Origin of the sequence: Streptomyces sp. NPDC101237, assembly GCF_044767465.1 — a bacterium.
Taxonomy (GTDB): Bacteria; Actinomycetota; Actinomycetes; order Streptomycetales; family Streptomycetaceae; genus Streptomyces; species Streptomyces gramineus.
The window spans coordinates 517,599-541,849 of the sequence record NZ_JBIWNY010000001.1; the positions used below are offsets into that span (position 1 = coordinate 517,599).

The window sequence follows — 24,251 nt, forward strand, 5'->3', positions numbered from 1 at the left end:
GCTCAGCGCACCACAGACAGCCTTGGCTGGCCCTCACCACGCTGCCCACCCCCATCCTGCGCGGTGATGACCAGCCCGAAGAGTAGATCGTTGAGATCGGCGGGGTACAGGTGCAGGTCGCGGGCCACGTCTGCCGGGCGTGTGCCTTCGCTGCGCAAGGCCGCAAACACCTTGCCCAGCACTTGGGAAGTCTCTCGCACAACCCCGCTCCGAGGCTCTGCCTTGCGGTAGCCGAGTCGGCCGAGTTCCACGCAGTGGGTCCGGTACTGCCATTCGGTGGTCAGACCCAGCTCGTGAAGCCGATGAGCGAGTGCCATGGCGGCGACCTTCCAACGGCGCTTGGCTTGGAGGATCCAACTCGTGCTCGCACCGTGGGGCGCGTGGGCCAAGACGTCCGCCCGTGGCATTAGGAGCGCGGCCGCGAACCGGTGCGCTTCCGCCTCGGCCTGTGGACCGTGCGGCATCTGCTCCTCGCCGTGCAGGACAAGGTGCCCGAGTTCGTGAGCGGCGTCGAAGCGCCCACGTTCCGCGGTCTTCTCGGTGCTCAGCAGGATGAACGGGACCCCTCGATCCCAGAAGGAGAACGCATCGACCTCGGGGCAGTCCCGGGAGAGAGAGAAGACGCGGACACCGTGTGCTTCCAGCAGGTGCACCACGTTGGGGATCGGCGCGTTACCGAGTCCCCAACGGGCGCGTACTAGGGAGGCGGCTTCCTCTGCTGGGACATCCGTGCCGGCCGCCTCCCCGGGACGAGGAATTTGGTCCTCGTCCGAACCCAGGCGGCTGAACGAAGTCAGTGACGGGATATCTGGGGCCGGCAGACGGAAGTGTCCCCTGATCCAATCCTGCAGGACGCGCGCTAGCCGCCCGGAGCTGAGAGCGATGTCCCGTTGCGAGGCGGTCATCTTGCTCAGGGCACGGAAGCTGACCGAGTCGACTGCCAGATCGGCGACCTCATCGGCGCTGAAGAACGAGGGCGGGAACTCCAATGCAGTCGCAAGTGCCTCCATCGACGGAGGGCTGGGGGTGGCCCGTCCGTTCTCGAAGTCGGACAGCCTGCGCGGTGTCAGGCCAGCCAGCTGGGCGAGTCGGGTGACGGTCAGTCCTCGGCGCTTGCGCGCCAGGACTAGCCGGGATGCGGTGGTCATGGGAGGAGCCAAGTGGGAGGTCGGGGGCGGGACGGTCAGGACAGGCGCTCGATCGGAATGTCGATGCCGCCCTGGTCGTCGCCATCGTCGACGAACGGAATGAAGCCCTCGAAGTCGATCCAGGGGAGGATGATCCGCTCGTACCAGCTGCTGATCTTGCCACGGCTTCCGGTGTCGTTCGGAAACGACAGCTCCGCGTGAAGCCGGGTGCCCTGTTCGGTTTTCGATTGGTGGTAGAGCAGGAACCAGGTCGGGATGCCGTCCCCGGTGTCCTGCAGATCGGGCTCAGCCTCGGTCTCACCGAACAGCAGGAGCTGCCGGTTGGCCGCCACTCGCTTCATGACCGCGTTGCCCTTCGCGTAGCGAGTGGAAGGCGTGAGCGCGGCGTACCCCGTCTCCGGGCTGCCGCTGGAAGCCGTGATCGCGAAGTCGCCGGATGGCGCGACGAGCAGCGGGACGTTGCTCGGGCTGGCGCTGGTCCACGCCTCCGGGATGTACGTCTCTCGGAGGAAGCGGATCGTGCGGCCCCAGAAGATGTTGCCAGGCAGGGAAACCGGGTCCAGCGGCGTGCAGAATTTGCGCTCCGATTCGGCCCGCCGCAGGGCGCCCTCAATACCCTCGACGGACAGCCCCAGCTCGGCGAGCCGATCACGGACCGGGATGTCCTCCGCGTGCACGACAGTCATGTCCAGCCTCCCGACGCACCCCACTCGACTTCCGGAAATCTTCCCTCAAATGAGGTTGGAAATCAAGAAATCTAGCTGGTCAGCGATGCCGTCAGGAATGATCTTGATCTGGGTGGTCCTCCTCTCGGGGAAAGTGGCAGTTCAGTCGAGTGGGCGGGGTGGGATCTCATGCCTTGCGGACGTGCCGAGCCGGGCCGACGTCGCGGAGCTGTGCGCGCACCTCAGCGTCGATCCCCTTCGCCAGCTTCCGCTGATGCTTGGCCGTCGAGTGCTGGTAGATCAGCTGGGCGCGCTCCGAGGACTGGCCGGCGCGGACCATGAGGTCCTTCAGCTTGGCGCCGGTGTCGGCGGCCAGGGTGTTGCCGGTGTGGCGGAGGTCGTAGAAGCGGAAGTTGTCCGGCATCCCCACCTTGGTCCTGGCCTTGCGCCACTTGCGGCCGAAGGTCGAACGGCGGAATGGGGCGCCCTTCTCACCGACGAAGAGGAGGCCGTCCGGACCCTTTTCCGCGAACCACTGGAGGTGCCGGCGCAGCTCCGGGAGCAGGAACTCCGGGAGGTGGACCGTACGCTTGCCCGCCCTGGTCTTGGGGTCGCCCGTGACGCGCCTGCCGTTGGTCAGCTCGGGGGAGGCGAGCGTGATCCGCAGGGAGCATTCGTCGAGATCGACACTGCGGCGGCGCAGTTCGGCCAGCTCCTCCGGGCGGAGGGAGGCGAAGGCGCCGAGCAGGACCATCAGGCGCCAGCGGGGGCCCATGGCGTCGGCGAGGTCGAAGACCTGCTCGATGGTCGCGGTAGGGCGCTCGTCGGCCTCCTCCTTGCCGGCGCCCTTGATGCGGCACGGGTTGCTGCGGAGGAGGTCGTCGTCGACGGCCGTCTGCAGGATCGCCTTGAGGAGCCGGTAGGACTTGGCGACCGTCGTGGCGCCGGTGGCCTTCAGGCGTTCGGCTCGCCAGGTACGGACCGAGGGCGGGGTGATGTCGTCCAGGTCCTTGCCGCCGAAGGTCGGCAGGATGTGGAGGCGGAGCAGGCCGTCGTAGCGGTCGACCGTCGTCGGGGCCAGGCCGCGTTCCTCCATCCAACGGAGTGCGTACTTCTCGAAGTTCACCGCTCCGGCATCGGGGTCGCGCCAGACGTTGCGATCGATGTCGGCGCGGACGAGGTTGAGCCACTCCTGGGCGTCCGTCTTGGTGTCGAACGTCTCCGGCGCGGTGCACCGCTGTCCGTCCGGGCCGATGTAGCGGGCCTGCCACCTGCCGGACGGAAGCTTGCGCGTCGTGCCGAACTCGCGCCGCCGCTGCGGCTTGCGACCTGCCATCAAGCCGCCTTCCCGTAGCGGACACGGACGCGGCGGACCGGCTCGACGGTGCGCGCCTCGACGTACTCGGCGATCGCGCTCTCGGGGATGCGGACCGGGCGGCCGAGCTTGACGTAGCGGATACGGCGTTCGGCGATGAGGCGGCGGACGAAGCGCTCGCCCGTGCCGAGGAGTTCGCCGGCCTCGGCGACGGTCAGGAGGCGGTCAGCCATGGGTGGTCACCTCCGGGGTGGTGCGCTGGGAGTGGTTGAGGACAGGGGGTATTGCGGGTTCGTGCAAGGGCGGGCGTCCTTTGCGGGGCGATGCGGTTCGACGGCTCGGAGCGGGCAGCGATCCCGTTCGGGGCGGGCGGGCCTAGGCGGCGTGGCTCCCCTGGAGGAGGGCGACGAGGTCGTCGATGTCGCAGCGCCGGTGGGCGCGTTCGATGCGGGACAGCATCGTGTTGGACATCGGGCGGCCGAGGGCGGTGACGCGAGCGGCGAGCTCGCGTTGGGCGAGGCCGCGTTCGGTGCGGAGGATTTCGATGGTGCGGGCGGTCCGTATTCCGGCCGGACCGATTTCCAGGGATCGTGCTGCCATAGCTCCCATTGGTAACTCTCATTCGCCGGTTTGGGTAACCGGCGATCGTCGGCTATGTTGCGCCCCGCCGTGCGACGGGAGTCGCCGTCGGGATGGGTCCCGGGTACTCCGGCGGGTGGTGGCTGAGACCGCCCGACAGGCTTTCTGACGTGGGGTGTTGTGTTGTAGCTTGGGCTCCGACGGAGGTCAACAGCTTCCCGATGTGATCCTTCTGGCTCGGCCTCGCGGGCAACCAATTTGGGCAACGGCCAATCTGGTATTACCCTTTTGGGAATTCCCTGAAGTACGTGTTCGCCGTCAGCTGTCTGATTTCTCGGCGGAATGCTGGACTTCTGCGGCGTTGATGTGGCTGCCTTGGCTAGGCGAAGCCACCAGCCCCCTGCCTGCGCAGGCCCTCAGCCCCTCGGGGCGAGGCTGCATCGCCTCTCTCCCTCCGCGCACCGCCCGACCAGGGCTCGCGCCCCCTGCCTGACCTCATCTAGGAGCCGCCGCCCCATGAGCTACGACGCCCGCGAGTGGGTGTGGGACCACAGCCGCAGCAAGGGCACCGCCCGCATGGTGCTCGCGCTGATCGCCGACCGTTGCCTGGACGGGCGCTGCGTCGCCTACGCCTCCGTGCCCACCCTCATGAAGCGCGCGAACGCCTCCCGTACCGCCGTGCGTGACGCGCTGGCCAAGCTGGTCGTCATCGGCGAACTGGTGCCGCTCGCCGACCGCAAAGGGCCCCGCGGGGAGACGTACTACCACCTCCCGGAAGCCGCCCGGTTCCTCGCCGAACGGGCCGCGGAGGGGGACCGGAATCCGGCTCCCACAGGGGGTCGGAATCCGACCCTAGGGGAGTCGGAATCCGCCCCTGCCGACTGCTTCGAAGGGGGACCGGAATCCGAACCCGGGGACCGAGATCCGGCCCCCGGGGAGCACGGATTCCGACCCTCTGGGGGTACGGATTCCGACCCCCAGAACAGAAGAGAACCGAAGATGAACGGTAAGTACAGCAGCAGCGCTGCCCCACTCATCTCCGCCACTGAGTGGCAGATCGACGAGGCCGCCCGTACCTGGCTGCGACTCCACGGCCACCTCGACCGACTCGGCGAGCACGGGCTACACGCCGCCGACGAGAAGTGGCGCACCTACCGGGCCACATGGGCACCCCGCACCGCCGGCGCATGGGCCGCCGACTGGCGCGCCTGGATCACCCGGGAACGCACTCCCGCTCCCGACCGCCCCAACCTCTACGCCCTGCCCAGCGGCACGTCTTCCCCACCCGCACCCGGCATGACCCGCTCCGAGGCACACATGGCCGCCCTGCTCGCTGCCCTCGACGACCGAACCGGAACGGAGTGACCCGCCCTTGGACCGACGCGAAGTCGCCGCTGTCCTCGCCTACACCGGCCGCCTCGACCCCCGCACCATCCGCACCGGCACGGGCGAGGCCCGTGACCAGATCGCCCAGTGGCAGGAGCTGCTCGACGACGTCCCCTTCGCCACCGACCACGGCTGGGACGTCCGCGAGGCGATACGGACCCACATCCTCGACTCGCCGTACCCGATCCTCACCGTGGACGTCGCCCGCAGATGGCGGGTTCACCGACGCGACCGACTCGACCAGCACACCGACCCCACACCGGCTGCCGACCCGGACGATCCGGTCGCCTGGCGAGCTGAGCTGCTCCGCGCCCGGCATGCCGTTGCGGCGGGAGTGGCCGCCCCCTCTACGCACCGGCAAGATCAACCGGGGCGGCCCATCCCGCCATGTCGAGGAACGCCTGCGCGAGGTCGGGTCGTGCATCCCGCCGGCCGTCCGCGCCGAGCTGGCCCACTACCGTCCTACCCGCGCTGCCCGCGATGCCGCCGTCGTCCAGGGCATGCCCGACGCCCTCGGCGTCCGGTGCGAGTGGCGCCACGCACCCGCAGGCGCCCCGTGCCGCCAACGGCGGGCGGGCCCGGACGGCGCTGCCAGGGGAAACGCCGTACGCGCGACCCCACACCCGTCACGCATCGACCTGGCTGCGGTCAGGGCGGACGGAAGGCCGATTGCGTGACGCGTCGGCCTTGCTCATCGCCGTAGCCGCGTAGTGCCACGACCGCCGGTCCCCGACCAGTCGTATGCGACGGACGAGGATGTCCCGGCGGGCACCACGGGGACCGTGTCCCAGCTACTGAGCGTGCGACGGGCGGGGACCGAGCGTCGGTCCCCGCGCTCGTCTCTTTGCGGGGACCGTGGCGATTCCTAACTGGTGACCGACGGGGACCGGCCCCAGCGAAAGAGCAGGTCAGATGGCCTTTCCCTGTGGTCCCCGGAGCGTCCCGACAACGGGGACCGTCTCGTCGGGGACCGGGACCGGGACCGGGACCGGGACCGTGCAGCGGAGCGGAACGGTCCCCGTGACGACGTGTCAGGGGGACCGTCCCCGGTGAACGTCGACTCCCGGTCCCCGACGTGTACGGGGACCGGGAACCGCAGCACGCCGGGGACCGGTCCCGCTGCTCACCGCGCAGCCACAGCTCACGACTCGGCCGCTCCACCTCAACAGCCCGTCCCAGATCGCATCCCACAACAACCGAAACGCTCAGCGGCTGCGCCCGACCGACTCCCATCAGCCTGCATTCCAGTAGCCCAGCTCCCACCACCAACACATCCCGGAGGACAGCCCGTGCACGACCAACACCAGGAACACCCCGCTACCCGCCAGGAGGCGACCACGACACCGGCCTCGGCCGCAGCAAGTTGTCCGGTAAGGAGTCCTTACCGGGCCTCCGCCCCAGGGGAGACGGAGGCAGCCGGCGCCGAGGGGGCGTCGGGGGTGTTCGGCCCGGGGGTGCCGAACGAGACAGGGGGCTTCAGACTGCCGTCGAACAAGCGTCAGCGCCCCGCACCGCGTCGCCGCCTGCGTGACAAGAAGCTGCGCGAGCGCCGCGTACACCCCCGTTACAACGACGACGAGTTCGCCCTCGTCCAGAACGCCGCCGCCTTGAGCCGCATGTCACCCGGCGGCTACGTCGCCGAGTGCGCGCTCGCTGCTGTCCGCGCCGAGGACCCCACCGCCGCCGTCGCCGACTACCGCGCCCTGGTAAAGGCCCTGATGGCCGCCAACGGACAGCTCGGCAAGATCGGAAGCAACCTCAATCAGCTCACCCGCCACCTGAACCAGGACGGAGCCTGGCCCCACCCCGACACCGTCCAACGGTTCCTTGAGCGCGTCGAGGCGTCCATCGCCGACCTGGACACCGCCGTCGCCCAGATCACAGAGGGGCGCTGAGCCCTGATCCCGAAGATCATCCTCGGCAAGGGGCCACACGCCGTACGCCGGACGATCGGCTACCTCTTCGGCAAGGGCCGGGCCAACGAGCACATCGACCCGCACCTGGTGGCTTCCTGGAACGACTTCGCCCCTGACCCCGGCCGCAGCCCCCACCGCGACCCGAAGAAAGTGGAGAACCAGCTCGCCGCACAGCTCGACCAGCCCGTGCAGATGCTTGGCGACAAGGCCCCGAGGCACACCGTGTGGCACTGCCCCGTCCGCGCCGCCCCCGAGGACCCGATCCTCACCGACGCCCAGTGGGCGGACATCGCCCGTCGGATCGTGGGCGCCGCCGGCATCGCCCCCGAAGGGGACGAGGAAGCGTGCCGCTGGGTGGCCGTCCGCCACGCCGACGACCACATCCATATCGCCGGCACCCTTGTGCGTCAGGACGGCAGGCGTCCCCGCCGCGATCACGACCAGCGTGCCGTTCAGCGCGAATGCCGCCGGATCGAAGTCGACTATGGGCTGCGGCAACTGAAGCCAGGCGACGGAACCGCCGCCAAGCGGCCCACCAGCAAGGAGCACTTCAAGGCCAAGCGCCTGGGCCAGGACACCGCGTCCCGTGACGTCCTGCGCCAGCGAGTCCGCCGCGCCGTCGCCGCCGCGGCCGACGAGGCCGAGTTCTTCGCCCTGCTGGAGGCGACGGGTGTGGCCGTGCGTCTCAAGCTCGGCCCGTCCGGCGACGCCCTCGGCTGCAACTTCGCCCTGCCCGGCGACACCAATGACAAGGGTGAGCCGGTGTTCTACTCGGGCTCCACGCTCGCCCCCGACCTCTCCCTCCCCAGGATCCGGAAGCGCCTCGCCACCACCAGCCCCGAACCGGTCCGCATCCGGCCGGGCAACCCGTGGCACCAGGCCACCGCTGCCGTCGACCGCATTCCCCGCCACCTCACGAACGGGGACGATCGCACGGCACAAGGACAGCTCGTCGCGCTCGGTGCCGCCCTGGATCTACTGCCCGCCACCGCACCGGCCGTGCTCAAGGCCGAACTGGAACAGGCCGCAGCTGCCTTCGAGCGCGCCACCCGCTCCCGGATCGCCGCCGACTTCGACAGCGCCCGCGTTCTGCGGCGCAGCGTCCAGGTGATCTGGCGCGACCGGCCCCAGGACAGGGACGGTGCAGGGTTCGCGATGCTCCTGGACGTCACGCTCACCGCCGTGGCGTTCGCGATGCACTGGCACCGCACCCGTCGGCACGCCCAGCAGGAGGCAGCGGCGGAGCAGGCCCTTCTTCATCTCCGGGGCGCGTATGGGCTGGTCGCCGAGCCGGTGCTGACGGGCCTCGCACGGCGCTCGCCCGGGCTGCAGACCAGGCGTCGCTTCGCGCACCACCTCCGGGAGGCCATACCGGAACACGCCGAGCCCATCCTCGACGACCCGGCGTGGGAGGCACTCGCCACCGTGCTCGCCGAGGCGGAGGCCGCAGGGCACAACGCGGCCACCGTCATCGACCAGGCGCTCGGCGAGCGCGCCCTCGACGACGCACGCAGCCCGGCACGCGCACTGACGTGGCGCATTCGCCGACTAGGCGAGCGCCACGCGCCCGGTCCACGAGCCGAAGCAGCCAAGGCGCGCACCGGCACGCAGCGCCTCGGTTGCCCCGCCCCTCCCGTCCAACCTTCGCCGCAGCCGGCACGGCGGCGCTGATCAAGCGGGAGCGGACGGCTTCGGAGCGAGCAGATCCAGCGCCTCCTCCCAGCGGAAGCGGTCCGCCCCGCCCCCGGCCTTCGGACGGTGCGGCTCGTACGAACCGATCAGCACGCCCATCTCACGCAGTCCGTCCAGGCTGCGGCCGTACGCGGGGTGGGCGGCCTGAGCCGAGTTCACGTACGGCAGGACGGCTGCGGGGATACCCATGCCGTACGCCTCACACAGGATGCCCAGGGCCAGGGTGTCGGAGATGCCGTTGGCCCATTTGTTGATCGTGTTGAAGGTGGCCGGCGCGACGGCGATGGCGTCCGCCGGCGGGAGGGGGCGGGCCTCGCCGGGTGTGCGCCAGGCCGAGCGGATCGGGTAGCCGGTATGGGCCTGGATCGCCTCGGAGTCGAGGAGGCCGAGTCCCTGAGGTGTGGCGACGACGCCGACGTCCCAGTGCCGTTCCTGTGCTGCGGTAATCAGTTTGCCGACGTCTCCGGCGATGCCGCACGCGCAGACAACGACGTACAGGAAGGGCTTCTCCTCCGGGGCGGTCGACTCACTCACGCGGGGACTCCCAGTCGGCGGCTGAAGTGATGCAGTTCGGGAAGAGTGCGGCGGTGGTCGCGGGCGGCCATGTCCGCGACGAGGTCGCGGACGGCGGGTCGGCGTACGTCCTGAGCCGCGCAGGTCTCGGCGATGCGCAGGGCCTGGTAGCCGTCGGCGAGGCGGCTCTGTTGGCTGTAGGCGCGGGCGGTCTCCACCCACAGGGCGGCTCGGCGTTCGGGGACAGGGATGTGCCGGCGCATGAGGGGGCGGGCTGCCTGGAGCGCAAGGCCGGAGTCGCCGAAGGCCACCAGAGCGCTGAGCTCGTGGAGGGCGACGTTGGTCGGGCTGAAATTGGCCCAGGCGTCGGGCCGGTCGAGGGAGACGAACCGGGCCACCTCTTTCGCTTCGGCGAGGAACTCCTCGGTGGCCGCGCGGTCGCCTCCGCCGCTGGCCGCGGTCACGCCGCGCAGCAGCAACAGCCCCACAGCCGCGAGGTATTGGGGGGAGCGTTGGTCGTAGGAACCGGTGAGCTGGTCGGCGGTGTGGCGGACCAGGGTGACGGCCTGTGCGGTGTGCTTCTCGCGCGCCAGGACGTGGGCCTGCACGCGGACGCTGGAAGCAAGGACCACCGGGTCGCCGGAGCGTTCGGCCTCGGCCATCGCGCGGCCGACCGCGAGCCAGGCGTTGCCCTGGTCGTGCTGCTTGAGCAGCAGGCTTGTCGAGGTCTGATACGCCGTGGCCAACAGAGCGGACAGCATGTCGCGGTCCCCAGCACTGCTGGAGGCCAGCCGTAGACCGGCGATCAGACCGGGGAGCATGCGCTCCAGTTCCGTGTACTCGCAGGTGTAGAAGAGCCTGCGGGCCACGCCGACCCGCTCCCGTAGTACTGCCGTGTCCAAGGCGGACCCTGTGCTCACAGGGGTCAGGCCCGGCAGAAGAGCCTTCACGAGATCGTCGTGAGCGGAGGCGGCCGGGGGCGCGAGTGCGGCGATGCTCGCGGCGAGGAAGGTACGGCGGTGCATGTCGTCAGCTTCGCGATCGGTGGCAGAGGCAACAGGATGCGCAGGAGCGAGGCCCAACGTCGCGGGCGGGATCTTGAGTTCTTGGGCGACGGCGCGCAGGACCCGGATGTCCTCCGTGCCGCGTCCGGCCTCCAGGCGGCTCACCTTGGACTGGTGGTAGCCGAGCGTGGCGGCGACGTCGTTCTGCGAGCGCCGCTGTAACACCCGTGCCTGACGGATCGCTTCGCCGATCCGTCTCGCTTCGCTGTGTGCTTCGGCCATCTGCCACGGCCCCTTCCGCCGTCGCCGATCCTGCCTGCTCAACCGAGCGTAGATCAGTCGTACTTCGCTGTTATGCAGCTCCTGCATAACCGATGCGGCACCGGCACCAGGGCTAACCACGCACCGCCACGGGCTGGTTGCGTGAAGTGGCCGCACCAACCTCGGGAGGCCGCTCATGGCAGCGCACCAGCTCACTCTGTCCGTACCCGCCACTCCAGCCGCGGTCACCATGGTCCGGCACCGGGCCGTCGCCGCGATACAGGGCTGGGGGACGGAGCTGAGCGACGAGGTGGTGCACACGGCCGAGCTGGTGATCAGCGAACTGGTCACGAACGCCGTCCGTTACGCCGGCACCAGCCGCGTTTCCGTGGAGGTCGGGCTTGTCGAGGCCGTGCTCCGCATCGAGGTGCGCGACGCCAGCCCGGTGCTGCCCCAGCCCGGCCTACCGGACGGGCACAGCGAGAACGGCCGCGGCCTGTTTCTCGTCGCGGCGCTCGCCGACCGGTACGCCGCCGAACCGACACCCACCGGCAAACGGTGCCGGGCCGAGATCGCCTTGGCCGTCCGCCCGGCCACGGAGACACACCTCTCCCTTCCCCTGCAAAGGAGTCAATCGTGACAACCACCACTACCCGGTCCGCCGAGGTGGTCGCCGTACGACCCGGCGCCCCGCTCACCGGCACCGTCACGGTGGACGGCTCGAAGAACGCCGCCCTGCCCCTGCTGGCCGCCGCCGGCGCTCTCGGCCGCCCGGCGCGGCTGGGCAACATCCCGGCGAACACGGACGTCCAGATCATGCTGGAGCTGTTGCAGCAGTCGGGCTGGCACGTTGCCCAGCCCGTCGACGAGCCGATGACCGCACTGCTGCTGCCGACCGCGAGCAGGCACACGCATCCCGAACTGACCCAGGCTGCGCACATCCGCGCCTCGTACTACCTGGTCCCCGCCCTGCTCGCCCGGCACGGCACGGCTCGACTGCCCTGGCCGGGAGGCTGCCGGATCGGCGCGCGCGGGATGGACCTGCACTTCAAGGTGTACGAGGCGTTCGGCGACCGGAGTGCACAGGACGACTCCGGTTATCGCATCGAGGCAGCCCCACCCCGCACCGGCACAGTGTCCTTGGTACTGCCGTTTCGTTCCCGTGGGGCGACGATGGCCGCCGTGCTGCGCGCCGTGACCACCGGCCGCCCGTTACGGCTGGGCGAGCCCAACCTCTCGCCGGAAGTCCTCTCCGTCCTCGACGCCCTTCGCTCCGCCGGCTGGGAGGCCCGGGCCACCGAGCACCTCCTCACCTTCTCGCCTCCCGCCGCGGCCCAGGAGGAGGCCGCCGTCTGGCAGGTTCCCGGCGACAAGGTCGAGGCAGGCACGCTGGCCTGCGCGATCGCCGCGACCGGAGGTGCGGCTCGCATCGACGGCGTACACGGCACGGACGTGGCTCCGCTCGTAACTGCCCTTCGCCACCTGGGGATTCCCGCCGACGCGGAGGCCAGCGCCCTCGTCGTCCACGCTCCGGACGCGCGGCTGGCGATCCGTCCACTGCGAGCCATCGCCACTCTCAGCCCCGGCGGACTGGACGCCGACTTCGAACCGCTCCTGCTGTCACTCGCCCTCAGCCGGCCCGGTACCCACCTGTTCTCCGACGCCATCAACCCCGGTCGGCACGGGAATTTGGTGCCCCAACTGGCCCGCCTGGGGGCTGAGATCGACGAGATCTCCCCCACCGAGTGCCGCCTGACCGGCCCCCAGCGACTCACCGGGGCGGGAGTGGAGGCCACCGACATCCGCACCGGATCCGCCCTCATGGTCGTCGGCCTCACCGCCCGAGGCGTCACCACCGTCGGCGGCCTCGACCAGCTCCGCCGCGGCCACGCCGATCTGCCCGGCAAGCTCCGGGCACTGGGCGCCGACGTCTGCGAGGTCACCCCATGACCGCGACCCGCAGCCTGCGACAGATCATTGCCACCACCGACGTCCACTCCGCCCTCGACAACGCCGCCCCCTTCCTCAACCACCTCCACGCCCTCCGCCCGACCTCACTCGTCGTGGACTGCGGCGACTTCTTCGAAGGCAGCGGCTACTACCGCCTCGCCCACGGCACCATCGAGCGCGAGATCCTGCTCAAGCTGTACGACGTGCTGGCTCCCGGCAACCACGGCTGGCCGCACCACTTCGAACCCGAACTCCACCGGCTCACCGTCTGCGCCAACACCGTCCACGCCGACACAGGAGACGCGCTCTTCCGCCGCCTGAGGATCATCGACGTCGGCGACCGACGCGTCGGCATCACCGCCGTGATCGGACAGCAGGCATTCCACTCCATCCCCGCCGCCCAGCGGGCCGGCCATCGCGTCACCGATCCCGTCCAGGCGCTGCGCGAGGTCATGCTCGCCCATCATCACGAAGCGGACGGCTGGATCCTCCTCAGCCACTCCGGCTTCGACGAGGACCTCGAACTGGCGGCCGTCTGCCCCTTCCTCGACGTGATCTTTTCCGGACACTGCCACAGCGAGCAGTACGGGTCGGCCCGAGTCGGCGACACCCTCATCGTCAAGGGCCGAGAACTCGCCGACGGGTACGCGATCGCCACGCCCGTCGGGCAGGGCTGGGGCGCCGGCACCACCCGTTTCCCGGACCAGGGCCCCGCCGCTCTTCCCGTCGCACTGTTGGATGTGACGACACGGATCCGACACATCGGGGGTGAACTGTCCGGTGTGCTCGGTCCCGTTGCCAAGGCGTATCGCCACGCGGTACCGGATCGACAGGGCCTGACCGCCGACCTCGCAGTACGCCTCCGAAAAGGTCTCGGGGCCGACGCGGTCATCCTCAACGAGACAGCGCTGCGACCCGTTCCGCTGAGCGACGCCCTCACCCTGGGCGACCTGCTCGCCATCGGGCCGTTCGACAACCAGCTCGTCCACGCGCACATCCCGGAGAACTTCCGGCAGGACCTCCGTGGCCTCCTGGCCCACCTCACCGAGCAGGCCGGCCCTGTCGTCACGGCGCCGGATCCTCTGCCAGCCGGCATCACCACCGTCCTGACCACCGATTACCTCGCTGGCAACTACTTCGCCGGCCGCGCCCACGCCGCGGGACTGCTCCTCAGCCAGGCCCTCAAGCACGTCCTCACCGCGTCTGCCCAAGGAGGCATGCGGTGATCCTCACCGGCCCCGAGATCACCGCCGCCGCCCAGGACGGCCGCCTGCGGATCACGCCGTTCACCCCCGAGCAGATCAACCCCAACAGCTACAACGTTCGCCTCGGCGCCACGCTGCTCACCTACTCCGCAGGCATCCTGGACCCGCACCAGCCGAACCCGACCACCGAACTCGTGATCGGCTCCGACGGGTACGTCCTTCAGCCCGGCGAGCTCTACCTCGGCCACACCCTCGAAAGGGTCGGATCCGACACCTTCGTCCCGCTGCTGTTCGGCCGCTCCTCCGTGGGACGCCTCGGCCTGTTCGTAGAGATCACCGCGCCCATCGGGGACATCGGCTTCCACGGTCAGTGGACGCTGATGCTCTCGCCGATCCGACCCCTGCGCGTGTACGCGGGCATGCGGATCGGGCAGATCATGTTCTTCGCCTCCACCGGCCCCATCGCCCTGTACCGCGGCAAGTACCAGGCGGCTGCGGGACCACAACCCTCTGGTTACTGGCGTGACGTTGCGCACCTTCGGTCGGTGGCCTCGTGATCCTCACCGGACCGGCCATCGCTGCCGCTCGCGCCGCCGGCCAGATCACCATCGAGCCCTTCGACCCGGGTCGCCTGTCACCGAACGCCTACGACTGGACCCTCGGCGACACTCTGCGCGTCTGCGACTCGGACCTGGACGCCGCCGTACCGACTCCTTACGCCGAGATCACCATCCCCGCCTCCGGTCTGGTCCTGGAACCCGACGTCCTCTACCTCGGCATCACCCACGAAAGGTCCGGCTCGGAGACGTACGCCCAGTTCCTCAACGGCGACCGCACCATCGGCGCACTGGGCATCTGGGTCCATGTCTCCGCCCCGCTCGGCCACCAAGGCCATGCCATCCACTGGACCTTGGAGATCCGCGCCGCCAGGCCGGTCCTCGTCTATCCCCGGATGACCTTCGGCAAGCTCGTCTTCTTCCACTGCCTCGGTACCCCTGCCAGCTATCAGCGGTACGGCCTGAAATACACGGCAACCACGGGCATCGACATCTCCCGCCTCTACGAAGAGCTCGCCGGAGGCGCCACATGACGCCTCCTGTGGCAACCGTTCTCGACCTGCCCTTCGGCAGCGCCGGCGGCAGTGTCGAACTCTTCCTCGATCTCTACACGGGGGAGAACCCACTGATCCCGGCACGCGCGTTCATGCTCGCCCCGCGGACAGAACCTGCGCGTCTGCCTCCGGGCCTGGAGCTGACGGCCGTCGCGGGCAAGTGCCTCTCCGGTCCGCCGTTCACGGTGTACGTCAACGCACTGCGCAGAAGCCTGACCCAACGCATAGACCCGTCCGCCGTCGATGTCCTGCACCTGCAGCACCTGACCTTCGGCGGAACTCCGGCCCTGATCCGCGCCCTGCCGACCCACCCGCGCATCGCGCTCGTCCACGGCACCGACCTGCTGTTCGCCGAAGCCCATCGCGACCAGCTGCAAGTCCTGCGGGAGACCGCGCGCTCAGCCGACGCCATCGTCGTCCCCACCGGAGCCATGGCGGATCGTCTGCTCCAGCTCGCCCCCACGACCGATCGCCGGAAGATCACGAAAATTCCCTGGGGCATCCCCGACCACCTGCTCACCGCTCCTCCACCGCGCCCCACCCGTCACCGTTCCGGGCATCTGCGACTTCTCTACGCCGGGCGACTCACGGCCGAGAAGGGCATCCAGTCCCTACTGCGTGCCATGCCCGTCACCGGCGGCGTCGAGCTGAGCATCGCGGCACCCCGCCACCAGCTCCACGGCCTGACCCCGCTCCTCCGCCTCCTCAAGGTCCACGTCCGCTACCTCGGCTGGCTCACCCGTCCACAGCTGTGGAAAGCCTTCGCCGACCACGACGCCCTCGTGATGCCCTCCACCACTCTGGAGGCCATGGGCCTGGTCGCCCTCGAAGCCCAAGCCTGTGGACTGCCCGTCGTCTACCAGCCCGTTCCTGGCCTGAACGACACCTTCGCCGCAACCGGACTGGCAACCGACTTCACCAACCCGGCCGTCCTCGTCCAGGACCTCAACAGGCTTCGTACCACCCCCGGCCTGCTGCCCGCCCTCCAGGCCGCAGGTCGCACCAACGCGGCCCGCTACCCCCTCAGCGGCACGGCGGCAGCCCTGAGCGACCTCGGCGAACAACTCGCCTGACTCGCCCTCGCCGCAACGGGATTCACGCCCGACCCCTCACTACGCTGAGCGCCGGGACCCCCTGCGGCCCGACCCACCATCGATCGGGAGACCATGGCGCTCCACCTCGACACCGACCGCATCCACCAGCTCCTCGACGACGGCTTCCGCGACGAGGTCTACCCCGGCGCCGTCTGGGCCATCGGCGACAGCCAGGGCACCCACGCCAGCGGCACCGCGGGCGTCCTCGACCCGTCCCAGCCCGACGAACCGATGCGGTACGACACCGTCTTCGACGTCGCCAGCCTCACCAAGATCCTTGCTGTCTGGTCCTCCATCGGAACCCTCGTCGAGGACGGCAAACTTCAACTCGACGCAGAGCTGGCAGACTTCTGGCCCGAGGTACGAAGCTATCCACTGGCCCCGGTAACCGCCCGCCACCTGCTCACCCACACAGCAGGCGTCCCTCTCCGGGCCAACCTCAAGAACCTCTACGGCAACGACCCCCAGGACGTCCGCGACGGAGTCCTCCACGAAGCCCTCCACCGCCCGCCCGGCGAGGCCGTGGAATATACCGACCGCGCCGCCCTCATCCTCGGCTACCTGACCGAGCACCTCTCAGGGCAACACCTGGACGCCTACGCCACGACCCGCGTCTGGGCTCCTCTCGGCATGCCACAGACCCGCTTCGGACCACTGCCGGCGGAAGCCGCCCTCCGCTGCGCCCCGACCGAGATCGACGACAGCACCGGTAACCACCTCCGGGGCACAGCACACGACTTCTCCGCCCGCCTCCTCGGCGGAGTCTGCGGCATCGCCGGCGCCTTCTCCGTACTCGACGACCTCGCCGTATTCCTCCGCTACATGCTCGACCCCGCGCACACCACCGAGTCACCCGGCTTCGGTGCGGACTGGGTGAAGGAGTCCCTGCAGATCCACACGAAGGCGATGACTCCACCGCGTGGGCTTTTCTGGCATCCGGCCCCCGGTACGGCACCTGAGACCGAGGACATCTGGGTGCACTACGGCTTCACGGGCACCGGGATGTGGATCTCTCCGGCTAAAAACCGCTGGGCGGTGCTGCTGACCAACAAGCTCTACTACACACGCGACCGCGAACCCCTCACCAACGTCCGCAACACATTTCGCTCCCTTGCCTTCACCTAAACCCCACTCCGTGTTCCGCTTGGAGCCTTCGCGGTCTCAGGCAACAAGGCCAGCACTCGCATCACATGGACGATCCGACCCGTGCTCTTCGTGCCACTCGCTCACCCATAGGGCGGCGAACTCCTGGCATGCTCACTCGCCTTCAAACCCTTGGTCCGGGACGGCTAGGTTGGCAGCCAGGCAAGGTACGGCTGTGTGCAAGGGCGGTCAGCGGCAGAGCTCCATGATGGTGTCATCGAAGTCCGGGAACTCTCGGGTCGCTTGCTCGACGACGGCAGCGGCCGACTGCTTGTGGTCGGCCGCGAATCGTACGGCAACGGTCGCCAGTTCCTGGTTGTGGCGCGGGGTCCAGTCGGGTTCGTATGAGGTGGCCGCTTCCCATGGGCCGTATCCCCCGGCTAGCAGCCACAAGAAGGCGCCCAGGTCACGCGCCACGACACCGGTCTCGCCTTCGGATCCGAGGAAGACCACGGGCTGGTCGACGAGCGGGTGGTTCGGGCGGATGAGCCAGAAGGCCGCGTATCCGCCAGAGCCGTCTTGGCCGAACACACGGAAGTTGTCGCCATCTACCTCTGCGTTGCCCGTCCAGGCCCGGAACCAGTCGGCAGTCTCTTCGGTGGACAGGAAGGCCGGGAAAGGCTCGAAGTCCACACCGTTGCCGTCGTCATAGTCGAACGGGAGTGAGAGTGCGGCGGCGAGGGCCGTAGGAAACCGCCGATCGTCAGTTGGAATCACGCGGCCACGCTAGCGACCACCACTGACACTGAGGCCTGGATGCACAGCATCTGCTGATCTGCCCACCGCCGACCGAGCACCTCCCGTGACCGATCGCGTCAAGCATCAACCGAGACAAGACAAGCCCCACACGTCAGAGTGCGTTACAACTTTCTCTACTGGTTCAAGGCGGCTCGCTCCGCTCCCCGCGCGCGGCCCGGCCCCCGGCCGGGCCTGCGCTCCTGTCTCAGCCCCGCTCCAGCCCGGCCGGCGCCCGTGCCGCGCACACAGCAATGAGCCACTTGCCGTAGAAGGGGTACGTCGTGGCTGGGGCGGTCGACTCCACGGCTTTACGGATCCACTTTGGCGCGAGCCTTGAAGATCACGGCCCCAACGTCGTGCTTTACCGGGCAGGTCCACAGACTGCCCGACGCGCCGGAAGCTTACGGGGCCGTGATCACTCGCGCCAAAGCAGCGCCACCCCAAAGCCGCTCCTCCGACCTCTGCGAGGAAGTCACCTGCTTCGGGAGTGCTTAGAAAGGGTCATGGGGCCGACCCAAATACCGACCGGGCCAGCCCCACTGCCGAGCTTACGCAAGCGCGGATTTTGATTACCGGGCGACAGCGTGGCAGAGAACCTCCATAGATCGAGTTGCCTGTTTGACGGCCACCCGTGATTGATGCGCTATCCGTTCTCTGGGTCTCTTCGACCTCTCTAAGGCAGACAGGAGGCCTTGAACGGCTGCCTTCAGCCTGCGGATTATGCGGTCGAGTCGGTACAACATGAGCCTCGATCGCAGGTCAAGGGGGCCCAGAGCCTCTCGCGCTGCGTCTACGGCCAGGTTCAATGGCCCATCTGCATGCTGCAGGAAAACACGCAGACATGCCATGGCTTCTTCGCGATGCTGCTCTTTCTCCGTCGCATTTTCAGCGCGAGACGCAGCCTCCAAGTGGCCTTTCGCGTAGAAGAATTGCTCGAATCCCTCCAGCAGAGCAACATGCAGATCATTCGTCTTCCGGCGCTTCAGTTCGGAAATCTCGGCCATTTCCGTCGCGGATGGCAGTGAATAACCCGGCCCGCTGTGAGTTATCGCGTCCAGAAGCCGACCGACACCTACGCGCGAATCAGCCCAGACATCATCTTGAGGTAATTCATACCCTGGACCACTGTGGGTCAGGGCGTCTAAGAAGCGAGTTCCCATGCTTAAACGCCACCTTCCTCAGCAGTTGAACGACCTACGGCCATCCTCGTTACGCCAGGCTCGACTTCTCCTGCCTGCTGAGATGTTTCCGTCATTGCCGCGTGCTGAGTCATCGCGAGCCCGGGCGCTGCTCGCTGCCACTTGTCAAGGATGGCGGGTGCCCCCGCACCAACCACGATTGCCCCGAAGACGCCTAGTTGATCCGTGGCGGCAAGCCCCCACGCAACGCCAGCGCCTAATAAGATCCGTATGACCTCACCAGTGAAGTACATGGGCATCGTCGGCCCGTTCTTCACCTTCCACGGCCATTGGTTCCGCATCTGCAGGTGCTTATAGAGCGTCACAAGAGACACCAGAGCCCCACCGGCAGCGCCGTAACAGAGCATCTGCCCATGCAGCATTAGGACTCCCCCCCAGGTGTCACGGCCCAAGCCTGCGACCTACAAGGCTAGCGGTGACCCCTGTGACTGTCATACGTGTGCTGTATGATTCCGGCCGCCATTTCGAGCCGAGGTCGAACGTGTGTATGAATAACGCGATTCAAGCTGAGGTGAGCGCGACGCATGGCCACTTGGGGCGCCTTATCTCAGACACGCACATGACCGAAACTCGCCGCAGGTTCGCATGCTTCAGCAACTGACTGCCGGTCAGAGGCCAGCCACCTCGGGCTCATGAGCGGCAGAACCAGATGGATCAAAGCGGCAGCCTGATCTGTCGTCCGCTGGATCCTGACGACAGTCGTGCTCCGCTTCACCGGCCGATACAGGGTCACGGTTCAAGGAACGGCGACACGAAGAAACGCGTGACTTTCGGCTTCGCACCGGAGGCGGGTCGCACCACAACCGCACCAGATCGGGCGGGGAGCGGCGGGGAACCACGGCGAAAGCCGCCGAGCCTGACGAGGCCGCTCCGTAGCCGTTCGCCCAGGACAGCGCCCGCACCGCGCCCAAATGCCCGCAGCTTCCCAAGCGCAGAGCGCGAGTTCGATTCTCCTTACCCGCTCCAGAAGTGAGGCCCAGGTCCGAGACCTGGGCCTTGTTCGTTGTCCAGTCCGGTAGGTGGCACACCACGACCGCATCACGGAGCGGCATTCCTGGACGAACGGCCTGCCCCGGGGCGTGTACGAGTAGCAGGACTGCTCAGCCAATGTCAGACCTCTGCGGAATCATGACGCTCGGAAGCCGGGTCGACCTTGCTGGAGGGGCACGTGGTGAATGCCGACCTGATACGGGACCTCGGCAGGTCAGACCGGTACGAGGCGGCAGCAGACGCGTTGGTCACGTTCGGCGCCGACGGGGTGGAGCAGTTGGTGCGGGAGGTGATGGACGCGGAGTCCCCGGTGGACTGGCGGCCGATCACCGCCGTACTCGGGCGGATCGGGGAGGCAGGGTTCGACGGTCTGCTCCAGGGGCTCGTCTCCGCGTCCACCGAGGAGTCCCGCAACCGAGTCGGCTTCGCGTTCTCCCAGCTCGGCGTGGCCGTTCTCGACCGTTACACCGCAGCCCTCGCCCACCCCGTGCCGCTCGTGCGCCGTCAGGCCGTCCGTGGGATCGAGCACTGCGGCGAGGCCGGCCAGTCGGCCGCCGTCCTGCTGCCGCTGCTCGGCGACCCGGACCAACAGGTCGCGCGGCAGGCTCAGGACACTCTGATCCGAACAGGCGAGCACGTGCTTCCGCTGCTCCGGCACGTCAGGGAGAGGGGGCCGGGCCGGCAGCGGGCGCGGGCGTTGACCGTACTCGCCGAACTCGGTGGCGAACCGGCGCTGTCGCGCGCCGACGTGGCCGCGATCGAGCGACTCATCCGCATCAAGCTCCGGGACGATCGCCCCGAACCGCTGTGGGCCTGCTGGAACTACTGGATGGCCGTCCCCAGCGGAGACCAGGCCGGGATCATGCGCGTCCTCGGCCTGACCGCCGCACGGCCCGTGACCTTCGCGCTCGGCAACGACATCGTTGACGCAGACGGCCACGGCTGCGACACGGACGAGCACAGCGGCTACGAAAGGGTCTTCGTCACTCCGGAACTCGATGGCTGGACCCTCGTCCTCGGCGCCTGGTGCGACCCGCACGGTCAGGATCGCCGTGAGGACGTGCTGCGTCTGTGCACTGAACTCAGTGCCCATTACGGAAGGGCCCAGGCGTACTACTACGGCGGCCAAGGCGACGGTTCCGCCTGGCTTGTTGCCGAGCACGGCACGGTGATCCGGCGTTACGGCGAAACGGGGGAGGCGGAGGACGAGTTGCTGACGCTCGGCGAGCCGCTGCCGTACGAACGAGCACGCCGCACGGAACTGGGTCTGCACCCCGACTGGGATCCTGCGCAGGAGAGCGAGGACGACGAGGACGAGTGGCGGTGGACCGCTCACGACCTCGCTCCGGACATCGCCCGCTCCCTGGGCGCCGTAAGCCCACTCGACGTCACCGCCGACACACCGTCACGCGGCACCGGCGTCATCGCCCTGACCCCGTACGGTGTCGCCCACGGCGTACCGGCGGGCGCCTACCGCATCTGAGTCACGGCGGCAAGGATCGCGTCGATACTCCGTGCTCGGCAATCCCTGCCCTCGGTGTGCTTCCGCAACGGCGGCCTTCCGGCCGGCGCGCGCTTCCCGTGCTCGTCCGCCTGCCGACCACCTCGAAGGGCTCTCGACGTCTCGGAACCGACGGCGTGCCCATAGCGTGCCCATAAGACCGGTAAACCATGGTCAACAACGGTGCGATCCTGTGCTCCAAGGCGTCACACCAGAGCACGTATGCCCAGGTCAGAGGTCATCCGGCTCGGCAAGCGCCGTCGCTTCCCAAGCTGAGAGCGCGAGTTCGATTCTCGTCACCCGCTCTTTTTGAAGCCCCAGGTCAGCGGCCTGGGGCTGTTTCATTGGGAAGCCTTTGCTGCGTTTTGCGAGTACTCCTGCACCTCGAGACTGGCCACGCACAGGGCACGCGCACCTTGAGAGGGCGCCCCCATCACGTCGCAGCGTGGCGCTGAGCTGCACTTTCATGGAGCTGAGCCGGAGGCGAGCCCTTAGCCCGCCCGCTGTTCCGGACGACGGCGGACATCCGTGCCGCATGTCTTCGTCGTGGGCGGTGCCCAAGCCCCTTGTGGAAGGGAGTACTTGACCGCTTTGGGTCCTGTGTCAGAGCGGGAGGTCATCGGGAAGTACGCGGAACGCTTTGTAACGGCCCAGCGGGCGTACGGCGCGGAAGTTTCGTCGGTCCAGGGTGAGGATCGCGTCCGTGTCGTAGTCCGCGGCAAGCGCCACGTTCACCGCGTCGGCGAGGTCGAGGTCCAGCGCGCGGTAACGGACACGGACGGACTGGGCTGCGCCCAGGTGGTCCTCCGTGATCTCCGGCAGGACGACACGACCCCGGCTCATCCAGCGCCGCAGGTCGTCGACCGCACTGAGGGCAGCCTCCCTGCCGAGCTCACGCGTCGCCACGTGATCCAGTTCCGCCAGCAGGAGCGGGGGCATGACCAGCAGGCCCGCCGTCATGATCGCCTCGTTCGCCGCCCCGTGTTCCGGATGAGCTGAGTCCAGCGCCGCCAGAAGACCGGACGTATCGGCGATGACAATGATCACGCGGCGGATCCGGCGCCCGGGCCGGCCTCACGCCGGACGGCCTCGGCGACCGAGTCGCGGACCTCCGACTTGGACAGCGTGCGCCCCGGCCCTTCGAAGGTGCGTGAGAACAGTGGCTCGTCCCAGACCCTGTTCGCCATGGCCGCAAGGTGGATGCCCTGGCGGATGATCTCAGCCTCGCTTATACCCCGGCGCTTGGCGGCCTCCTTGATGATCGCCAGGTCCTCGGGGTCCGCGTAGACGTTGGTGCGCTTCATGGACATGTACCAACGGTAGTCCATGTACCGGATTGATGTACCCGGTATACCTCCCCATGCGGTGGTGCTGAAGACACAGCCGAGCCGACCTCCGCACCGGCTCGACCCCACGCGGCCCCAGCTCGTGCCGCAACCGGCGCTGACCCCCCTCGGATGCAGCCGGCGCAGCTCCAGCACCGCCGCCTCCACCCCGCGCCAACACGCACCCACGAGAGAGCCCGGGGCGATGGGTGATCCCGTACGCATGCCACGGTCAATGCGTGCCTCCGGCGGGGGACCGGCCGGCACCGGGATGCAGGGGGCGCCGTTCCCGGCCACCGGTCCGTAGCGGCATGCGCGGGGGGCTCCCATCCCGTCCACCGTCGACCCAGGCGGAGCCGAGCAGACGTGGCCGGGGTGGGCGGTGGGTAGAGGGGACCTGCACCGCCCGCACGTTACGGTGCCGACCGGGGAGGGGGATCATGAAGAATCCGTTTGGGTCCGGTGGCTTGCTGAACAAGGCGATGCCCTACATCGGTCTTGCCGTATCGATCTATCTGCTAGTCCAGGGCGTGCGGTTGTACCTTCGCGGCAGCACCATCGTGTGGGTGCTCGCTGCCGGGGTGGTGTTCTTCATCGCATGTTCCGACATTTATCGGCAGTTGCGGCAGCGGAGGCTCGCACGAGAGCCGAAGTAGGTTGTCAGGCTTTCGATGGAGTCCGCGACTCTACGGAGCAGCGCAGGTACGTCATCCTGCCCGATGCCCGCCGGGTTGGCCTGGGAGAAGTGTCTGATCGTCCACGATTCCATGCGCTCATGATCGCGCTGACGCCGGCCGTCATGCTGCCCCGTCCAGGCAGACCACCCAGCGGCGCCGTACACCAGCGAAGTACAGCAACCTCCGCGCCTCCGAACGACCGCCACCAGGCCCAAGCAGCCGACTGACGTGCCTGGCAGACCTCAGCGACCGCCCCGCCCGTAGTTCGCATCGAGGGGCACGTGAAAGCACGACCGTCGTGGCGGTGTCAGTCCTGCCGTGCACAATGCCGCCCATGAGCGAGCGCTACGAGGTCGTCCTTTCCTGCTACTTGCGCGACGAGACCCCCGAATGGGTCATGGCCGCCCTGCGGTGGCACTTGGGCATGGACGCTGAGTTCCCCGAAGGTCTCGACGACCAAGACGACTATCTGTACCCACTGCTCGTCCCGGACAACTACAACAACCGCCGGATGCCCGGCGGAGACATAGTGTCTCTCCGTCGCGAGGTGCGAGAGTTCACGAGTTCCGGGGAGAGGTACGAGTGGGAACTCTTTGCGCGCAATCACTGGATCGATGACTCCATGCCTTACCTCCGGGGCCTCTTGGACCTGCTCGCCCCACACATCGCTCAGCCCGGCTATGGGGGCCACTTCCGGCACATGTCCGACACCGAAGTGACTGTCTTCGACTTCCGCGATGGAGCGTACGAGCCCATCAAGATATGGGGTGTCGACCCGCGGTGACCGGACGGTAAGGGGTTCGCGCCCCGCGTGCCCCATCGGAGACAGTCAGCGGAGA

24 protein-coding genes and 1 pseudogene are annotated in these 24,251 nt (G+C 68.5%); 15 read left to right on the forward strand and 10 right to left on the reverse strand.

The features are described 5' to 3' along the window. Window positions 1-2: 2 nt before the first annotated feature. From ACIRQ9_RS02440 to ACIRQ9_RS02460, 5 genes are all read right to left on the reverse strand, one after another. Window positions 3-1,148, reverse strand: coding sequence for a helix-turn-helix domain-containing protein (locus ACIRQ9_RS02440; protein WP_404166237.1), 1,146 nt, complete (start codon window positions 1,146-1,148; stop codon window positions 3-5). Between the two features lie 35 nt (window positions 1,149-1,183). Continuing rightward, window positions 1,184-1,834, reverse strand: coding sequence for a hypothetical protein (locus ACIRQ9_RS02445; RefSeq protein WP_404166239.1), 651 nt, complete (start codon window positions 1,832-1,834; stop codon window positions 1,184-1,186). Window positions 1,835-2,000: 166 nt separating this feature from the next. After that, complete coding sequence (locus ACIRQ9_RS02450) at window positions 2,001-3,149, reverse strand: tyrosine-type recombinase/integrase (RefSeq protein WP_404166240.1); 1,149 nt, start codon at window positions 3,147-3,149, stop codon at window positions 2,001-2,003. Continuing rightward, complete coding sequence (locus ACIRQ9_RS02455) at window positions 3,149-3,361, reverse strand: helix-turn-helix domain-containing protein (RefSeq protein WP_403443307.1); 213 nt, start codon at window positions 3,359-3,361, stop codon at window positions 3,149-3,151. Before ACIRQ9_RS02455 ends, ACIRQ9_RS02450 begins: the two co-directional genes overlap by 1 nt. A 142-nt stretch (window positions 3,362-3,503) precedes the next feature. Continuing rightward, complete coding sequence (locus ACIRQ9_RS02460) at window positions 3,504-3,728, reverse strand: helix-turn-helix domain-containing protein (RefSeq protein WP_404166242.1); 225 nt, start codon at window positions 3,726-3,728, stop codon at window positions 3,504-3,506. Window positions 3,729-4,223: 495 nt separating this feature from the next. On the opposite strand from ACIRQ9_RS02460, the gene ACIRQ9_RS02465 reads away from it, so the two are divergent. The 4 genes and pseudogenes from ACIRQ9_RS02465 to ACIRQ9_RS02480 all read left to right on the forward strand — a co-directional run bounded on the left by ACIRQ9_RS02465 (window position 4,224) and on the right by ACIRQ9_RS02480 (window position 8,680). Then, window positions 4,224-5,072 carry a helix-turn-helix domain-containing protein gene (locus ACIRQ9_RS02465; protein ID WP_404166244.1) on the forward strand — a complete coding sequence of 283 codons (849 nt, stop codon included), beginning with the start codon at window positions 4,224-4,226 and terminating at the stop codon, window positions 5,070-5,072. Window positions 5,073-5,079: 7 nt separating this feature from the next. Then, a pseudogene (locus ACIRQ9_RS02470) lies at window positions 5,080-5,770 on the forward strand (hypothetical protein). A gap of 777 nt (window positions 5,771-6,547) precedes the next feature. Then, window positions 6,548-6,988 (forward strand): plasmid mobilization protein, encoded by a 441-nt coding sequence (locus tag ACIRQ9_RS02475; protein ID WP_404166246.1) that lies wholly within the window; start codon window positions 6,548-6,550, stop codon window positions 6,986-6,988. A 3-nt stretch (window positions 6,989-6,991) separates the two neighbouring features. Next, on the forward strand, window positions 6,992-8,680 hold the full coding sequence (locus ACIRQ9_RS02480) for a relaxase/mobilization nuclease domain-containing protein (RefSeq protein ID WP_404166404.1): 1,689 nt from the start codon (window positions 6,992-6,994) through the stop codon (window positions 8,678-8,680). Here the strand turns inward: ACIRQ9_RS02480 and ACIRQ9_RS02485 are convergent, their stop codons facing one another. Together ACIRQ9_RS02485 and ACIRQ9_RS02490 are read right to left on the reverse strand one after the other, a co-directional pair. Continuing rightward, window positions 8,681-9,235, reverse strand: a complete 555-nt coding sequence (locus ACIRQ9_RS02485; protein ID WP_404166248.1) for a flavoprotein — start codon at window positions 9,233-9,235, stop codon at window positions 8,681-8,683. It abuts the gene before it with no gap. Next, complete coding sequence (locus tag ACIRQ9_RS02490; protein ID WP_404166250.1) at window positions 9,232-10,500, reverse strand: helix-turn-helix domain-containing protein; 1,269 nt, start codon at window positions 10,498-10,500, stop codon at window positions 9,232-9,234. Before ACIRQ9_RS02490 ends, ACIRQ9_RS02485 begins: the two co-directional genes overlap by 4 nt. Window positions 10,501-10,675: 175 nt before the next feature. On the opposite strand from ACIRQ9_RS02490, the gene ACIRQ9_RS02495 reads away from it, so the two are divergent. The 7 genes from ACIRQ9_RS02495 (at window position 10,676) to ACIRQ9_RS02525 (ending at window position 16,964) form a co-directional block, all read left to right on the forward strand. Then, the gene (locus tag ACIRQ9_RS02495; protein ID WP_404166252.1) at window positions 10,676-11,119 is read left to right on the forward strand and encodes an ATP-binding protein; all 444 of its coding nucleotides are present in this window, start codon (window positions 10,676-10,678) and stop codon (window positions 11,117-11,119) included. 26 nt (window positions 11,120-11,145) lie between these two features. Continuing rightward, window positions 11,146-12,429: a UDP-N-acetylglucosamine 1-carboxyvinyltransferase gene (locus tag ACIRQ9_RS02500; RefSeq protein WP_404166405.1), complete on the forward strand. Its 1,284-nt coding sequence runs from the start codon at window positions 11,146-11,148 to the stop codon at window positions 12,427-12,429. Next, a complete protein-coding gene (locus tag ACIRQ9_RS02505) occupies window positions 12,426-13,655 on the forward strand; it encodes a metallophosphoesterase (RefSeq protein ID WP_404166254.1) in 1,230 nt (409 codons plus the stop codon). Before ACIRQ9_RS02500 ends, ACIRQ9_RS02505 begins: the two co-directional genes overlap by 4 nt. Then, the gene (dcd, locus tag ACIRQ9_RS02510; RefSeq protein ID WP_404166256.1) at window positions 13,652-14,191 is read left to right on the forward strand and encodes a dCTP deaminase; all 540 of its coding nucleotides are present in this window, start codon (window positions 13,652-13,654) and stop codon (window positions 14,189-14,191) included. Before ACIRQ9_RS02505 ends, dcd begins: the two co-directional genes overlap by 4 nt. Further along, window positions 14,188-14,724 carry a dCTP deaminase domain-containing protein gene (locus ACIRQ9_RS02515; protein ID WP_404166257.1) on the forward strand — a complete coding sequence of 179 codons (537 nt, stop codon included), beginning with the start codon at window positions 14,188-14,190 and terminating at the stop codon, window positions 14,722-14,724. The genes dcd and ACIRQ9_RS02515 overlap by 4 nt, the downstream gene beginning before the upstream one ends. Beyond that, the gene (locus tag ACIRQ9_RS02520) at window positions 14,721-15,818 is read left to right on the forward strand and encodes a glycosyltransferase family 4 protein (protein ID WP_404166259.1); all 1,098 of its coding nucleotides are present in this window, start codon (window positions 14,721-14,723) and stop codon (window positions 15,816-15,818) included. The genes ACIRQ9_RS02515 and ACIRQ9_RS02520 overlap by 4 nt, the downstream gene beginning before the upstream one ends. A gap of 93 nt (window positions 15,819-15,911) precedes the next feature. Further along, window positions 15,912-16,964, forward strand: a complete 1,053-nt coding sequence (locus ACIRQ9_RS02525) for a serine hydrolase domain-containing protein (protein WP_404166261.1) — start codon at window positions 15,912-15,914, stop codon at window positions 16,962-16,964. A 207-nt stretch (window positions 16,965-17,171) separates the two neighbouring features. Here ACIRQ9_RS02525 and ACIRQ9_RS02530 read toward each other — a convergent pair whose 3' ends face one another. Then, window positions 17,172-17,699, reverse strand: coding sequence for an SMI1/KNR4 family protein (locus ACIRQ9_RS02530; RefSeq protein ID WP_404166263.1), 528 nt, complete (start codon window positions 17,697-17,699; stop codon window positions 17,172-17,174). A gap of 713 nt (window positions 17,700-18,412) precedes the next feature. Between ACIRQ9_RS02530 and ACIRQ9_RS02535 the strand changes: the two genes are divergently transcribed. Together ACIRQ9_RS02535 and ACIRQ9_RS02540 are read left to right on the forward strand one after the other, a co-directional pair. After that, window positions 18,413-18,745 carry a hypothetical protein gene (locus ACIRQ9_RS02535; RefSeq protein WP_404166265.1) on the forward strand — a complete coding sequence of 111 codons (333 nt, stop codon included), beginning with the start codon at window positions 18,413-18,415 and terminating at the stop codon, window positions 18,743-18,745. Window positions 18,746-20,087: 1,342 nt separating this feature from the next. After that, a complete protein-coding gene (locus ACIRQ9_RS02540; RefSeq protein ID WP_404166267.1) occupies window positions 20,088-21,392 on the forward strand; it encodes a HEAT repeat domain-containing protein in 1,305 nt (434 codons plus the stop codon). Between the two features lie 621 nt (window positions 21,393-22,013). Here the strand turns inward: ACIRQ9_RS02540 and ACIRQ9_RS02545 are convergent. Further along, window positions 22,014-22,457 (reverse strand): PIN domain-containing protein, encoded by a 444-nt coding sequence (locus ACIRQ9_RS02545; RefSeq protein WP_404166269.1) that lies wholly within the window; start codon window positions 22,455-22,457, stop codon window positions 22,014-22,016. Next, window positions 22,454-22,720, reverse strand: a complete 267-nt coding sequence (locus ACIRQ9_RS02550) for a CopG family transcriptional regulator (RefSeq protein ID WP_404166271.1) — start codon at window positions 22,718-22,720, stop codon at window positions 22,454-22,456. Before ACIRQ9_RS02550 ends, ACIRQ9_RS02545 begins: the two co-directional genes overlap by 4 nt. 455 nt (window positions 22,721-23,175) lie before the next feature. On the opposite strand from ACIRQ9_RS02550, the gene ACIRQ9_RS02555 reads away from it, so the two are divergent. Together ACIRQ9_RS02555 and ACIRQ9_RS02560 are read left to right on the forward strand one after the other, a co-directional pair. Next, window positions 23,176-23,391, forward strand: a complete 216-nt coding sequence (locus ACIRQ9_RS02555; protein ID WP_404166273.1) for a hypothetical protein — start codon at window positions 23,176-23,178, stop codon at window positions 23,389-23,391. Between the two features lie 355 nt (window positions 23,392-23,746). Next, window positions 23,747-24,196, forward strand: a complete 450-nt coding sequence (locus tag ACIRQ9_RS02560) for a hypothetical protein (RefSeq protein WP_404166275.1) — start codon at window positions 23,747-23,749, stop codon at window positions 24,194-24,196. Window positions 24,197-24,251 lie beyond the last annotated feature (55 nt).

Coding starts and splice junctions, on each gene's coding strand:
- ACIRQ9_RS02450 (WP_404166240.1), bottom strand. CDS start 3,149: ATGGCAGGTCGCAAGCCGCAGCGGCGGCGCGAGTTCGGCACGACGCGC.
- ACIRQ9_RS02495 (WP_404166252.1), top strand. CDS start 10,676: ATGGCAGCGCACCAGCTCACTCTGTCCGTACCCGCCACTCCAGCCGCG.
- ACIRQ9_RS02560 (WP_404166275.1), top strand. CDS start 23,747: ATGAGCGAGCGCTACGAGGTCGTCCTTTCCTGCTACTTGCGCGACGAG.
- ACIRQ9_RS02455 (WP_403443307.1), bottom strand. CDS start 3,361: ATGGCTGACCGCCTCCTGACCGTCGCCGAGGCCGGCGAACTCCTCGGC.
- ACIRQ9_RS02525 (WP_404166261.1), top strand. CDS start 15,912: ATGGCGCTCCACCTCGACACCGACCGCATCCACCAGCTCCTCGACGAC.
- ACIRQ9_RS02490 (WP_404166250.1), bottom strand. CDS start 10,500: ATGGCCGAAGCACACAGCGAAGCGAGACGGATCGGCGAAGCGATCCGT.
- ACIRQ9_RS02445 (WP_404166239.1), bottom strand. CDS start 1,834: ATGACTGTCGTGCACGCGGAGGACATCCCGGTCCGTGATCGGCTCGCC.
- ACIRQ9_RS02440 (WP_404166237.1), bottom strand. CDS start 1,148: ATGACCACCGCATCCCGGCTAGTCCTGGCGCGCAAGCGCCGAGGACTG.
- ACIRQ9_RS02520 (WP_404166259.1), top strand. CDS start 14,721: ATGACGCCTCCTGTGGCAACCGTTCTCGACCTGCCCTTCGGCAGCGCC.
- ACIRQ9_RS02555 (WP_404166273.1), top strand. CDS start 23,176: ATGAAGAATCCGTTTGGGTCCGGTGGCTTGCTGAACAAGGCGATGCCC.
- ACIRQ9_RS02460 (WP_404166242.1), bottom strand. CDS start 3,728: ATGGCAGCACGATCCCTGGAAATCGGTCCGGCCGGAATACGGACCGCC.
- ACIRQ9_RS02505 (WP_404166254.1), top strand. CDS start 12,426: ATGACCGCGACCCGCAGCCTGCGACAGATCATTGCCACCACCGACGTC.
- ACIRQ9_RS02465 (WP_404166244.1), top strand. CDS start 4,224: ATGAGCTACGACGCCCGCGAGTGGGTGTGGGACCACAGCCGCAGCAAG.
- ACIRQ9_RS02550 (WP_404166271.1), bottom strand. CDS start 22,720: ATGTCCATGAAGCGCACCAACGTCTACGCGGACCCCGAGGACCTGGCG.